The 14,382-nt window shown below is 49.3% G+C and carries 10 protein-coding genes and 11 tRNA genes; all 21 read right to left on the minus strand.

Annotated elements, in window-relative coordinates; all coding sequences use genetic code 11:
- Positions 1–5: 5 nt before the first annotated feature.
- Entirely contained in the window at positions 6–602 is a 597-nt protein-coding gene (locus HII30_RS19600; RefSeq protein ID WP_169506740.1) for a helix-turn-helix domain-containing protein, read from the minus strand.
- A gap of 183 nt (positions 603–785) precedes the next feature.
- Positions 786–1,301: a GNAT family N-acetyltransferase gene (locus tag HII30_RS19605; protein WP_169506741.1), complete on the minus strand. Its 516-nt coding sequence runs from the start codon at positions 1,299–1,301 to the stop codon at positions 786–788.
- A gap of 32 nt (positions 1,302–1,333) precedes the next feature.
- Positions 1,334–2,179: a sugar phosphate isomerase/epimerase family protein gene (locus HII30_RS19610; RefSeq protein WP_246246741.1), complete on the minus strand. Its 846-nt coding sequence runs from the start codon at positions 2,177–2,179 to the stop codon at positions 1,334–1,336.
- Between the two features lie 217 nt (positions 2,180–2,396).
- Entirely contained in the window at positions 2,397–4,229 is a 1,833-nt protein-coding gene (gene glmS, locus HII30_RS19615) for a glutamine--fructose-6-phosphate transaminase (isomerizing) (RefSeq protein ID WP_169506742.1), read from the minus strand.
- Between the two features lie 590 nt (positions 4,230–4,819).
- Positions 4,820–6,160, minus strand: coding sequence for a phosphoglucosamine mutase (gene glmM / locus HII30_RS19620; protein ID WP_169506743.1), 1,341 nt, complete (start codon positions 6,158–6,160; stop codon positions 4,820–4,822).
- A gap of 43 nt (positions 6,161–6,203) precedes the next feature.
- Positions 6,204–7,796 carry a CdaR family protein gene (locus HII30_RS19625; protein ID WP_169506744.1) on the minus strand — a complete coding sequence of 531 codons (1,593 nt, stop codon included), beginning with the start codon at positions 7,794–7,796 and terminating at the stop codon, positions 6,204–6,206.
- Complete coding sequence (gene cdaA, locus HII30_RS19630) at positions 7,789–8,619, minus strand: diadenylate cyclase CdaA (protein WP_169506745.1); 831 nt, start codon at positions 8,617–8,619, stop codon at positions 7,789–7,791. The genes HII30_RS19625 and cdaA overlap by 8 nt, the downstream gene beginning before the upstream one ends.
- A 206-nt stretch (positions 8,620–8,825) precedes the next feature.
- Complete coding sequence (locus HII30_RS19635; protein ID WP_169506751.1) at positions 8,826–9,440, minus strand: zf-HC2 domain-containing protein; 615 nt, start codon at positions 9,438–9,440, stop codon at positions 8,826–8,828.
- A 121-nt stretch (positions 9,441–9,561) separates the two neighbouring features.
- Entirely contained in the window at positions 9,562–10,131 is a 570-nt protein-coding gene (sigW, locus tag HII30_RS19640) for an RNA polymerase sigma factor SigW (RefSeq protein WP_169506746.1), read from the minus strand.
- A gap of 163 nt (positions 10,132–10,294) precedes the next feature.
- A complete protein-coding gene (gene ppc, locus HII30_RS19645) occupies positions 10,295–13,081 on the minus strand; it encodes a phosphoenolpyruvate carboxylase (RefSeq protein ID WP_169506747.1) in 2,787 nt (928 codons plus the stop codon).
- Between the two features lie 291 nt (positions 13,082–13,372).
- A tRNA-Gly gene (locus tag HII30_RS19650) sits at positions 13,373–13,446 on the minus strand.
- A gap of 11 nt (positions 13,447–13,457) precedes the next feature.
- Positions 13,458–13,531 (minus strand) — tRNA-Pro (locus HII30_RS19655).
- Positions 13,532–13,550: 19 nt separating this feature from the next.
- Positions 13,551–13,627, minus strand: a tRNA-Arg gene (locus HII30_RS19660).
- Positions 13,628–13,630: 3 nt separating this feature from the next.
- A tRNA-Gly gene (locus tag HII30_RS19665) sits at positions 13,631–13,705 on the minus strand.
- 8 nt (positions 13,706–13,713) lie between these two features.
- Positions 13,714–13,797, minus strand: a tRNA-Leu gene (locus HII30_RS19670).
- Between the two features lie 16 nt (positions 13,798–13,813).
- Positions 13,814–13,889, minus strand: a tRNA-Lys gene (locus HII30_RS19675).
- Between the two features lie 6 nt (positions 13,890–13,895).
- A tRNA-Gln gene (locus HII30_RS19680) sits at positions 13,896–13,970 on the minus strand.
- Positions 13,971–14,021: 51 nt separating this feature from the next.
- Positions 14,022–14,097, minus strand: a tRNA-Val gene (locus HII30_RS19685).
- Positions 14,098–14,137: 40 nt separating this feature from the next.
- A tRNA-Glu gene (locus HII30_RS19690) sits at positions 14,138–14,212 on the minus strand.
- Between the two features lie 6 nt (positions 14,213–14,218).
- Positions 14,219–14,294: transfer RNA gene (locus HII30_RS19695), tRNA-Thr, on the minus strand.
- A 3-nt stretch (positions 14,295–14,297) separates the two neighbouring features.
- Positions 14,298–14,373, minus strand: a tRNA-Asn gene (locus HII30_RS19700).
- Positions 14,374–14,382 lie beyond the last annotated feature (9 nt).

Genomic DNA, 14,382 nt, shown 5'->3' on the forward strand with positions numbered 1-14,382 from the left:
TTGGCTTATCTCGTCTTTCTGATCTCCCTGCTCCATAAGCCATGCTGGCTGCAGTGTGCGTAAAGGGTACCGCGGTACATTTTGGGGATACGGGTTTCCGCATTCTGTTCCGGATACAGCTTCACAAAGATCATCCGGTCATAAGCTACAAATGCGATAAATGAAATGAAGTGTTCCCGGCTCATCTCATGCTGGATCGTAACGTAATAATCGTCTTCAACTTCCTCCACAATCATATGATGATCTTCGTTCTCCCGCTGTGCGATCAGCGGCGCAAGCTTTCTGCCGCAGCAGGAAATGCCGGCATCGCCGGTGCTGCTCATGACATTCCCGCAATAGGAGCATGCATAAAATTTAATGTTTTTCATATTGCCTCCATCCGCTTCATTAGGATCCAGGTCCCCGTTTAATATCTGCTCAATGTTTACGCCAAGCGTATGTGAAAGATCGCGCAGCAATGATACATCCGGACATCCCAGACCACGTTCCCATTTGGAAATAGTCTTGTCACTGATATGCATCGCATCCGCTACCTCTTTCTGTGTCAGATGCTTCTCTTTCCGAAGACGGAGTATCAGTGCTCCGACTTTCCTGCAATCCATGTTCTTCGCCTCCTGATTACAGCATATCCGCTTCACCGCATTCTCACAATCCACGCTCCGTAGAGTGGTGCAGCCGCATACTGCGCGCTGTTTGCTGCATAAAAAAGAAGCCCGTGTAAACCAGGCTCCACCGATTGTTTCACACTAAGCGGGATATCCCTGCCGCTGGTTGTTCGCCTCTCTTTAACCTCCAAACTCTTTATAAAAATAAAGAGTAGCGTCCAGATCGCCGCTGGAGGACTTGGCGTACCGGGGAATCATCCCTGCCTCCACATACCCTTCTGACCTGTACAAGATATTGGAAGGGTCGCCGTGCCTCGTATCCAGTACCAGCAAAGTCCTGCCCTCCATGAGAGCCCTGGATTCCACTGTTTTCATCAAAGCTCTGCCAATGCCCTTCTGGCGCATGCCAGGATGTACCATTAATTTGGCCACCTCGGCCCTGTGAAGACCGTTTTCTTTTAAACATAAATGCAGTTGAATGGTCCCGCATACTCGTTCCTTATCTCTGACAACCCACAAAAGAACCCCTTCGCCCAATACCTCTCGCCAATAGTTCTGCGCCTTCGCCATATGCAGCGGAGCCAAAAACCCAATGGATGCTCCATCATCAACCACTGCGATTAACAAATCGCTTAACTCCTGAACAAGCGCTTCATCCATGCTCTTTATTTCTATGCACTGCAGATGACTATTCATAACAGATATCCTCACCCTTTCGCTGCTCATGTTCAGGCTAATTGAACCTTTTCCCATAATTTCCTTATCATACTCTGCAATTGTTGTGATTGCTCCCATCGATCACTGATCTCACTTTTACGTTCTGCATATTCGTCCACGGTTATAGCATATGGCGGGGGGCCAAGCTCGATGACGAACGGAAGCACGTCGCCTTCAGACGCTGCCGACAGCCAGTTCCTCATACCTTCGCTCCACCAGCGTTCGAAGTGTATGGTCATGGGATGTTCTCCCTGACGACCAACGTCTACTTGGATTTGTTCACCATTCGACATCCTGGCATGGAATGCCGCGGATCGTGTTAAGAGACGTTGAAACCATGCTTCTGCTTCGTCCGACACTGAATGCATTTCACCTGCAAGGACATAATGTGACAAGTCCATAGTCAATCGAAGCTCGTCCACCCTTTCAATATACTGTACCGTTCGCATTAAATCCTGCGTCATCGTCCCCCGGTGTGTTTCTATGTATGCGGGAATGCCAGCTTTTCGAGACAACTCGCTAATCTCGCGAAGCATCTGTACAGCAGGGTCCCCAGTCAAAAAAGGTCGCATAACCTGAACGTTAATATGCTGAACTCTTCCGAACTGATGAGCCCGCTCCAGGAACTGCGCCATGTCCTCCGATGTTTTCGGGTAAGCGTTCACACTTAAGGTTAAGCCATAACGTTCCAATAGCCGGATCCACTTCTCCTCTTCCTCGGAGGGCGGAATAAATCCGTTAATCCCGTCAAAACCTGCTTCTGCAATCATCTCAAATTGTTCTTCAAGCGATCCATTATGATTCAACCCCGACATAGCCCACCAAGACATCTGTACATCAAGTTTAGGCAAATTCAACACTGCGAAATCCTCCCTTCCAGATTAATTCCAAATCCACTTCTATCCCTAAAATAGAATACTTAAAGTACAGTATATTTTCAAAATGCTCACAAAGGGAGTAACTATTCTGCTGTTTAGTCACACGATTCTGCAAAAAAAGCCGAGCAACCCGGGAATAAGTCCTGGATATGCTCGACTCTGATACTACTCTTTTATAATTTAATACAAGAACTCTCTACTCCACCGTCACACTCTTCGCCAGGTTACGCGGCTTATCTACGTCATGGCCGAGGGCCAGGGAAGCATAGTAGGCCAGCAGCTGCAGAGGAACGACCGACAGGGCAGCTGTAAGCACTGGAAGGGTCTTCGGAATAGCAAACGCCTGATCCACCGACTTCAGCAGGTTCACGACATGCTCTTCATAAGTGATGACCATCACATCGGCGCCGCGGGCTTTGACTTCCTTGATGTTGCTCACGGTTTTCTCCATGACATCCTCTTGTGTCGCCAGTGCGATTACAGGAATGCCGTCCTCGATCAGCGCTAGCGTACCGTGCTTCAGTTCACCGGCAGCATAGGCTTCCGAGTGAATATAGGAGATCTCTTTCAGCTTCAGTGATCCTTCCTGGGCAACGGCATAGTCCTGACCGCGGCCGATAAAGAACAGGTGCTGATGCTTGGAGATCTGTTCGGCATAGTCCTTGATCGCTTCGGTGTTGGATAGCATGGATTCTACCTGCTCCGGCAGAGACCCCATCGCTGCAATGATCTCAGCAGCTGCCTCTTCTGCCAGTGTACCACGGACTTGTGCCAGGTACAGACCGAACAGATAAAAAGCAATCAACTGCGAACTGTACGCCTTCGTCGAAGCCACCGCGATTTCCGGGCCGGCTAATGTGCCGAGCACATCATCCGCTTCACGAGCGATCGAGCTGCCAACTACGTTGGTGATCGCCAGTACATGCGCGCCTTTGCTTTTCGCTTCACGCAGCGCAGCGAGGGTATCTGCTGTTTCCCCGGACTGGCTGACTACGATAACCAGCGTTTCCGGAGTGACGATCGGATTGCGGTAACGGTACTCGGATGCGACATCATTCTCTACTGGGATACGAACGAGCTGCTCAATCACGCTGCGTCCGACCAATCCGGCATGATACGCTGTACCGCAGGCCACGATTTGAATATTGGTAATGCTGCGAATTTGCTCTTCGCTCAGCTTAAGATCCTTGAATACGATTTTACGTCCGCTCTCATCAATGCGGCCCAGCATTGTATCGCGGTATGCCTTAGGCTGTTCGTGGATCTCCTTCAGCATGAAGTGATCGAAACCGCCTTTTTCCGCAGTCACTGCATCCCAATCGACATGAATCATTTCCCGAGAAATAAAATTCCCCTCAATCGTCATCAGTTCGACAGCATCAGCGGTAAGCAGCGCCATCTCCCCATCGTTCAAAATATAAACATCACGCGTATATTTCAAAATCGCCGGAATATCTGAACCGATGAAGTTCTCACCTTGACCCAGACCGATAATGAGCGGGCTCGCTTGACGTACCGCCACGAGTTTATCCGGTTCATATTCAGTCAATACGCCAAGGGCAAAAGCACCACGCATATGAGTGATCGCCTGCTGTACAGCTTTCACGATGTTCCCATCATACTCGCGTGCAATCAGGTGAGAGATCACCTCGGTATCCGTCTCGGATACAAACTGATGCCCCTGCTGTATGAGTTCTTCCTTCAGCTCCAGATAGTTTTCCACAATCCCGTTGTGCACGACCGAGAATTTCTGGCTTTCATCCGTATGCGGATGAGAGTTCACATCTGACGGCTTGCCGTGTGTAGCCCAGCGGGTATGGCCGATACCTGCGGTTCCTACCAGCGGAGCATCCTCCAGCTTCGACTCCAGGTTCGCTAGACGTCCCTTGGCTTTGGCTACTCGCAGACCTTCGCTCGTAAATACAGCAATCCCCGCAGAGTCATAACCGCGATACTCCAGCTTCTTCAATCCTTCGATCAGCACCGATTGCGTCTTTTCATTTCCAATATATCCGACAATACCACACATAGTATGATTCCTCCGTTCGGTAATCCATGATGGATGTGCGGAGAAATTGCGCAATATGCGGCATCGCGAAAGAAGATTGTACTATGCAGTTATCAAAAAACCGTCATGAATGCACACTTCTTTCCGCCGCGAATCATCGCGCTTCTCGCACACTCATGGTTCTCGTTTTTGTATAGTGGCACCTGCCGGCACGTTGTGGGAACAGTCGCCCATTCCTTTTCCGATCCGGCTTACGGCTGGTGCATCATACCGGGAGGTCCCCGCCGAACGTTTCGAACACCTCCACCTCGTCAGCTTGATATACCGATGGCCTTAAGAACACTAACTTCATGTTCCTTTGCCGTTCCCCGCGTATCCTCAAGCTCTGGCGCTTTGTACTGCTTAGTAACCTCACGACCCTGCCTCTCTATTCTTGAATAACATTCTCTATTATATGCATGCCATACTGCTTTGGCAACTGGACTTGTCACCCAGTTCAAACTTCCTCTATCTTCTAATCAACCCTATTTAAAAGCCGATGAAACGTCAAATCTCGTCCCACCGGCCTATTTATGAACTAGCCCGTTTGACCCCGTTCGAATTAACGCAGCCTATGCCAGCTCTTTCTTCACAACTTCCGCAATCTGATTAACATAACGATCCAGCTCTTCCTTGTCCGGACCTTCTGCCATCACCCGGATCAGCGATTCTGTACCGGAAGCCCGCACCAGTACACGTCCGTTATCGCCAAGCAATCCTTCTACTTCTGCGACCGCAGAGCCAATACCGGCGTTGCCTTCATATTTACTTTTATCTCCTACACGTACATTAACAAGCACCTGTGGGTATTTGCGCATGCTCTTCTTCAGTTCACTCAGCGGCTTGCCAGCGGAAACGATGGTATCCACCAGCTGGATGCCTGTGAGAATGCCATCCCCAGTCGTATTGTAATCCAGGAAAATCACGTGCCCGGACTGCTCCCCGCCCAGGTTATAGCCGCCGCGGCGCATCTCTTCCATCACATAACGGTCGCCGACAGCCGTCTTGGCTGTTTTGAGCTTCAGAGTTTCACAAGCCTTATAGAAACCAATATTGCTCATGACCGTAGAAACGACGGTACCTTCCTTCAGCTTGCCTGAACGGTTCATCGCATCGCCGCAAATGCACAGAATAAAGTCCCCGTCCACTTCTTCACCGGTACTGTCAATTGCAATGAGCCGGTCCGCATCACCGTCAAAAGCAAGACCCAGATCGGCTCCCTGACGCAGCACTTCTTCCTTCAGGTTCTCCGGATGGGTGGAGCCGCAGGATTCATTGATATTCAGGCCGTTCGGCTCTGCTCCAATAGCAATCACTTCTGCGCCCAGATCACGGAACAGCTGAGGTGCCAATTCAAAAGCCGCGCCGTTCGCGCAGTCCAGAACGATTTTGAGTCCGTCAAAACGATTGGTGATCGTGGTCTTCAAATACTCCAGATACTTGTACTTCGACTCCAGATCCACTGTCATGACGCCGAGGTCCTTGCCTACAGGCCGCGGGAGTTCATCCGTCTGTGCATCCATCAACTCTTCAATACGAAGCTCGGTTTCATCAGACAGCTTAAAGCCGTCTCCGCCAAAAAATTTAATCCCGTTATCTTCTACCGGATTATGAGACGCAGAGATCATAACACCTGCATCGGCCTGCAGCAAACGCGTGATATAAGCAACGGCCGGCGTGGATACCACACCGATTCGAATCACATTCGCTCCGATCGACAGCAGACCTGCTGCCAGCGAGGATTCCAGCATCGCTCCCGAAATTCGGGTATCCATCCCGATGACAATGGTTGGCTTCTCCTTGTTTCCGGTCAGGACATAACCTCCACAGCGACCGATACTGTAAGCCATTTCAGCAGTTAATTCCTGATTGGCAACCCCTCTAACTCCATCTGTTCCAAAATATTTCCCCATGGTTCTTGATCTCCTTCTGATATATGCTTCTTCATCATATGATTTATTCCGGTGGCGGGTCGCCGGATCCACTTGGAGGCTGATTATTTCCTTCCTCTTCCTCCGCTGGTGGTGTGTCAGTGTTCCCGTTTTCCGGGGTTTGATCATTACTGGTATCTTCCCCATTCCCGGAATCGGTTCCCGATCCGTTTCCAGGTGTGGTACTGCCATTATTGTTACTGCCATTACTGCCGTTATTTGTATTGCCACCGCTGCTGCTGCCATTTCCAGACCCCGTACCTCCAGATCCCTGATCCGGTTGTGGGTCAGGTTCCTCTTGGGGCTCTGGCGGCGGTGTGGTTTCATTATCAGGTGGCGGTGGGCTGACAGGCTGCGTTACCGCTGGCTGATCCGGCTGCTTGTCCGGTTCATTCAGCTGCACCTTGATCCGCAGCGAGCCTCCCTGAACGCGGGTGACAAACCTGGGAAGTGTGATCTCAAGCGGAATCTCATGGACTCCAGGATCCAAGCCTGCAGCATCTGCGGTAAGTTCCACATCTGCAGGCTCCAGGCTGTTCAGCAGCTCGGGTGCGCCTCGGAGTGCCATAGACATCAATGAATTACTCGGCTCCATCATGACCGCTTCAAGTCCTTCTGGTACATTGATCAGCGAGACCGGAATATCTTCCAGCGTCCGTTCGCTGTTGGCTACAGCCGTCACTTCCACTTCCAGCAAGCCCGGCTCGATTCTCTCAAATCCCGGCGGCGGCGTCAAGTCGGTCGAAAGCACCGTTGTTCCAGCTTCGGTAACATCCCCCAGATTGATGACAGCACCATTATAGGTCTTTATTCCTTTTAGGACATCACCGCTACCGAACAGCGTCACTTCCTCGATCCGTGGTTTTACCTCCGAAAGAACCAGTCCATCCGGCAGCCGGCCAGTATATTCAATCTCCAGCGGAACCTTCACAAAACCCGCTTCCACCGGAATTTCTACCGAGACCGCAGCTGGTGTAATAACGGCATCTTCCATCGCATTTCCATCTTTATCGAAAGCGGTCAGCTTCACCCTCTCCTCCGTAAAGGAGTCCTTCGCCCCGTCCAGATCGACAGTGCCTTTCACCTGGGACAAGCGGGCAAGCTCCGACTCAGGCAGCGTAACCTGAACATTCCCGGGATCGGCCTTTAACGATCCGGACAGCCGGTAATTTTCTGCCAGCTCTCCCTTCGTGCCTATAGCGACCGGGACAGTCTGAGACTGACGTTCTTCTACCGTAACGGTCACCACAGCCGGATCCATGGAGACCAGCTCTACTCCGCGCGGCAGCGCATAAGTCAGCGGCAGGGTCTGTGTGCCAGGGGACTTTACGCTGCTGAGATCCAGCTTCACTCTATATTCATCTGCAAAAATGGTCGTGATATCGATTTTTCGGCCTTTCACCTGCAGGGTTACCTGGTTAGCACTGATGCCAGTGAGGGCATAATCTGTGTCATCGAACCCATATGTTTGTATATTAACCTCAACTGTTTTAGTATCAAACGAAGTGGTTGGGGGCGCTGGTGCACCATTCTCCATGTGAACCATGGCCCACAGCAGCATACTAACCGCTAATGCGATGAGTTTGGCCGCCGTATTATTTTTAATCCATTTATCCATCTTTACGGTCTCCCTTCCGTTTCCAGAAGAACGAACGTTTCTCCTTTACGGTAGTAGCAGGGCGCAGTTCATCATAGAGTTTGGAAATGAGTGACTCTTCCTTAATATCTCTGACAACCTGGCCGTTAATCGCCAGTGACACCTGCCCTGTTTCCTCGGAGACGACTACGGATATGGCATCCCCCACCTCACTGATTCCGATCGCTGCACGGTGCCGTGTACCCAATTCCTTACTAATAAAAGGGTTCTCCGACAATGGCAGATAACAGCCGGCAGCTGCAATCTGATTGCTCTGTACAATAACAGCACCATCATGCAGCGGTGTATTGGGAATGAATATATTGATAATCAGCTCCGAGCTTAGCACGGAACGCATTGGAATCCCGGATTCTACAAACTCGTTCAGCCCCGTCGTCCGTTCGAATACGATCAGCGCTCCAATTTTTCTACGGGATAAATAATTTACAGCTTTAATCGTTTCACCGATTAACTTATTGGTCTCTTCGTCCATATCGGCGGATCTTCCAAAAAGTTTCCCCCGTCCCAGCTGCTCCAGTCCTCTCCGAAGCTCTGGTTGAAAAATAATGAATATCGCCAGCACTCCGAACGTAAATATTTGATTCATCAGCCATTTGAGTGTATATAAATCAAACCATGTACTCAGCGCCCAGATCACGACCAGCACCAGAATTCCTTTCAGCAGCTGTACCGCCCGCGTTCCGCGAACCAGAAGGATCAAATGGTAAATGATATAGGTGACGATGAGAATATCGATTATATCTTTAATGGACTCTCTCCAGGTTAAGTCCGAAAAATACTCCATATAGTAACCCCCGCCATTTTCTTTAAATAACGCTTGATATATGTAGTATGTGCTCTACACACTCTAGGTTATAACGTTCACCCTTCCGATGCAAGTCAGAGGAGGTTTCACGGTACAAATGATTACAAATATACAAAAAGACGCCATCTTCTCGAAGAAAAGAGGCGCCGTTATTCATGAAGAGTGAGGCACGCTTTCGTTCATGATTAGCGGTGTGCAACATCCGTGAAAAGATTGGTAATTTTGTACCATATCCAATCCATAGCTCTATCTATATCTTTAACCTGCCCGGAAATATGGGCTGTAGAAGCTTGAAATAATTCTCCATCAATGACGGTCACGTTACCCTGTACCTGTCCGTAAACTTTCGTCTCCCCGTTCTCCACGGTAATATCACCTGTGATGGTCTGATCCGGCGGAATGATCACCGTACGACCCTCTATAATGAGCTTGTCGAGCTCACTGCCTTTGACAATAAGCTGATTCTCCTGACTCCAGAAGCTGACGGTACTGAAAAGCATCACGACGAGAAAAAGAGCTGCCGCTGTAATGGCCGGATGTCTTTTTACCCAGGTCACCCAGGCCTTCTGCTTTTTCTCTTTCGGCAGCATTCCCATAATCCGGTCACTTAAATCATCCGACGGCCCTGTGGAATGATGCGTCATGGAGAACAGCAGCATATCGGTTTTCTCCAATTCTTCTAGTCGGTTCCGGCAGTCCATACACTGCAGCAAATGTGCTTTCAACTCCAGCTGCTGCGGCTTCGACAAGTCATTATCCAGATAATCGTGCATCAAAGAGACGGCCAATTTGCAATCCATATAAGCCAATCCTTTCTTGAAATCTCTTTGCTGGGTCCAGCCCTTCTTCAAGGTCATAAGACTTGCTTCATGTTCATACGCACCGGAATGGTTCATGTTTCAATTATTTTTAAAAATAATTTTACAGTTTAAACTCCAGTTTCTTTCTCAGGAACTCACGTCCGCGATGAACCCTCGTCTTGATCGTAGTCACCGGAAGATCCAGGATCTCACTGATTTCCTGAAGAGACAGGTCCTGAATGTAACGCAAAATCATAATGCCCTTATACTTTGCCGGCAGGGTCTCCATCGCCTGATGAATGATCCGCTGCGTCTCGGACAGCAGAACTTCTGACTCCGGAGAGCGGTCGTCACTCGGAATCATGGAATAACCGTCCATCCCCTCCTGATCATTCATATCGGCGTCCAGAGAGTAGGATGGTTTGCGTTTACGCAGCCGGTCTATGCAAAGGTTTGTACCAATACGATATATCCAGGTTGAAAACTTCTGATGCTCATCGTACCGGTCTAAGTTTTTGTACACCCGTAAAAAGGTTTCCTGCACAATATCTTCCGCCTCATGCCGGTTATACAGCATCCGGTAAGCGAGATGAAAGATTTTGTCCTTATACAGCTCTAATAATTCAGCAAATGCCCGCTGATCTCCTTTACGAGCCAGCTTTACCAGTCTTACATCCAAATTGTCCACCATAATTCCCCCAGAATGGTCTGATGGGTAACGTTTAAACGCATCATTAAAATCGTAATTCATCAGTATGTAAAAAGCAACACTAATCGTTTAACAACGATAAAAAACGAGACTCCCTCACAGGGAGCCTCGTTGTACTATCCCTAACTTGTTTAGAAAAATGGGATCAGCCGGTATTCCGAAGGCCTGCAGCGATACCGTTAATCGTAAGCAGCACTTCGCGCAGCAGGTCCGGATCATCCTGACCGCTTTCTCTCAGTTCGCGCAGCTCGTTCAGCAGCTGAACCTGCAAATAGCTGAGCGGATCGACATACGGATTACGCAGACGAATCGACTCCTGCAGCACAGGCTGGTTGTCAAGAATCTCCTGTTGGCCAGTAATCTTCAATACCATTTCCTTGGTCAACTCGAACTCTTCCTTCATCAGTCCAAAAATACGCTGTCTGGCTGTTTCATCCTTCGTCATCAGCGAGTATTCCTTCGCAATGATGAGGTCTGCTTTGGCAAGCGCCATTTGGAGCGTATTAACCAAGGACGTGAAGAATGGATAATTCACATACATATCCTGCAGAACCTTCAAGTTCTCTTCCTTGCCCTGGTAGAAGCTGTTCAGTCCTGTACCCGAAGCGTACCATGCCGGCAGCAGGTAACGGCTCTGAGTCCAGGCGAATACCCATGGAATTGCACGCAGATCTTCAAACCGATCACTGTTCTTACGCTTGGATGGACGGGAACCGATGTTCAGTTCGCCTACCTCAGGCAGCGGTGTGGATTCCTTGAAGAATGTCAGGAAATCCGGATCGCGGAAAATCAGGTCCTGGTATTTGTTCTGAGACACCGAGGAAATCTGTGCTGCAATCTTCTCCCACTCCTTCTCCTTCGGGTTCTCCTGTGGAGAACGGGCTTGGATTGAAGCCGTGATCAGAGCAGATGTCGCTTGCTCCAGACTGCGGTATGCGATACCTTTCAAGGAATAGCGGGAAGAGATAACCTCACCCTGCTCAGTGATCTTGATACCGCCTGCAATGGTATTCGCGGGCTGTGCCATAATACTGCGGTTGAGCGGCATGCCTCCACGACCCAGTGAACCACCACGGCCATGGAAATACTTCAGCTTAATACCAAACTCATCCCCGACAGCTGTAATGTCCTTCATAGCAACCTGCAGCTCCCAGTTCGCTGTTACAGCGCCTCCGTCCTTGTTGCTGTCGGAGTACCCCAGCATGATCTCTTGGAGATCATTCATCGCTTTCACGCCTTCACGGTAAATCGGAAGGTTAAACAGACGACGCATAATGGCTGGTGCAGCATGCAGATCTTCAATTGTTTCGAACAATGGTGCAGCCTGAAGTGTTGCAGATACATGACCTTGATTGTCCTTACGGAACAAGCCGACCTCTTTAGCGAACACCATAACCTCCAGAATATCACTCGCACCCTCAGCCATACTGATCAGGTAACTGGAAATACAGTTGGTTCCGAATTCTTTTTGTGCACGATATACCGTCCGGAATACCTCAAGACACTCTTCAGTGCTGTCACTGTATTCCTGGTATGGCGTAGTCAGTGGACGAGGATCGTTCAGCAGCTTGTTCAGCAGTTCGATTTTGTCCTCTTCTACCATGGAAATATAATCTTCGACTACATTCATCTTGGCGAGGATTTCAGCCATCGCGTTCTCATGTTCTTTACTGTGCTGACGAATGTCCAGCGTTGCGGTATGAAAGCCAAAGAGTTCCACTTGGCGAATGGTTTGTTTAATCGATGTATCGGCAACATAATCTGCAAAATGATGGCGCAGACTGCGGTCGATCACCTGAAGATCTTCAATGAATTCTTGAGGAGACTGATAGCGTTCAGCTCCGGTCATGGCAGGATCCAGAACATGCGTCATTTTGGCAAGCATATAGGCAAGCTTGATGCGGTAAGGTTCCTTATCGTTATGCCAGATCTCCATCTTCTTCAGCGTAACATTCTCACGGTCCTTACGAATCGACTCCAGCAGTTCATCGGTAACATCCACAATGGTTGCGCTGAAGCTGAGATTTTTCATAAGCCCAGTCAAAATACGCTGATACTCACGAACCGACAGCTTACGCTGCATCTCAAGTGTCTTCCAGGTCACATCTGCTGTTACGGAAGGATTTCCGTCCCGGTCCCCGCCAATCCATGAGCCGAAGCGCAGGTAGGTCGGTACATGCCAGTCATGTCCAGGATAATACTTATTCAGGCAGCGCTCCAGTTCGAGATATACTTCTGGCAGTACATGAAACAGCGTTTCATGGAAATAGTACATGCCGTTACGCACCTCGTCGAGCACGGTAGGTTTACGGTCGCGCAGCTCATCCGTCTGCCACAGGGTAATCACATCATTCAGCAGCTTCTCACGGAGCTGTTCGCGTTCACGGAACGTGAGCGTCGGATTATCCAGCAGCATCACATCTTCGGAAATCCGTTTGTGGATATCCAAAATAGCGCGGCGCATCGCTTCTGTTGGGTGAGCTGTCATGACCAGCTCCAGAGACAGTCCCTCCAGAATATTTTGAACCTGATCGATGCTGAATTCCCGTTCTCTTAATTCCTGAACAGCACTCTCAATCGAACCAGGCTGTACGCTTTCCCCGGCAGAACGTTCATAATCACGTTTGCGGCGAATACGATGATTCTGTTCTGCAATATTCACCAGTTGAAAATAAATCGCAAACGCACGAATGACCTGATGCCGACTATCCGGATTCAATGTGCTCACGATTCTTTTGAAATCCGCAAATAACTCAGGTAAAAATTCCGAACGCAGCGCTTTGCTCGTTTCCCGGATTTTCTCTACAATATCCAGGAGTTCATTGCCACCTTGATGGACAAGGACTTCACCGAGGATATTTCCTAGGAATCGTACATCACGGCGCAGCAGATTGTTGGAATTACTTTTTGCGGTTACAGTAAGTTCAGTCATGTTACTCCTCCCATCTAAACCCGTCAACAGTTTATCTTATTTTTGCTTCCTAATATCATACAATAAATACTCCCGAAAATCTTTACCTAACTGTCAAAAAAATCACGATATCGACAAAAGAAGACGTTTACAAGATGTCAACTTTTCATGAGATCAACAAGATCTCCCTCTGACCGGCGATTAAAATACTCCACAACATGTTCAGTTCACTTTACCACAGTGATACTTCGCAGGAATACGGCGTCGATATGTAAAAAAAACATCACACGCGGTGATGTCCTGCTTTATGTATGGAGCGGGTGATGGGAATCGAACCCACGCTACCAGCTTGGAAGGCTGGAGTTCTACCATTGAACTACACCCGCAGATGTAACAATCGGGATGACACGATTTGAACATGCGACCCCCTGGTCCCAAACCAGGTGCTCTACCAAGCTGAGCTACATCCCGTTACATTCTAAATATAAAATGGCGTCCCCTGAGAGATTCGAACTCCCGGCCTTTTGATTCGTAGTCAAACGCTCTATCCAGCTGAGCTAAGGGGACACATGGAGCGGACGACGGGAATCGAACCCGCGACCCTCGCCTTGGCAAGGCGATGCTCTACCGCTGAGCCACGTCCGCATAAAACATGGTGCGCGTGGAGGGACTTGAACCCCCACGTCAAAGACGCTAGATCCTAAGTCTAGTGCGTCTGCCAATTCCGCCACACGCGCACAAAGTAAAACTAAATGGTGAGCCATGAAGGACTCGAACCTTCGACACCCTGATTAAAAGTCAGGTGCTCTACCAACTGAGCTAATGGCTCAAACAATGGCTGGGGATATAGGATTCGAACCTATGCATGACGGAGTCAAAGTCCGTTGCCTTACCGCTTGGCTAATCCCCAAAAATGTATCACCTTCGTAGTTTGTCCAGAAAAAGACAAAGTATGAAGTTATGGTGGAGGCTGAGGGGATCGAACCCCCGACCCTCTGCTTGTAAGGCAGATGCTCTCCCAGCTGAGCTAAGCCTCCATATGTATTCATCTAAACTTGATGAACTCAGTAGTGTAAGTGGTGACCCGTAGGGGATTCGAACCCCTGTTACCTCCGTGAAAGGGAGGTGTCTTAACCCCTTGACCAACGGGCCGCGATATGGAGCTTCCAACCGGGATCGAACCGGTGACCTCATCCTTACCATGGATGCACTCTACCTACTGAGCTATGGAAGCAAGTGGCTCCCCGAACAGGACTCGAACCTGTGACAACTCGATTAACAGTCGAGTGCTCTACCAACTGAGCTATCAGGGAATATGTATC

Source organism: Paenibacillus lemnae, assembly GCF_012933385.1.
In the GTDB taxonomy this organism is placed as follows: Bacteria; Bacillota; Bacilli; order Paenibacillales; family Paenibacillaceae; genus Paenibacillus_AQ; species Paenibacillus_AQ lemnae.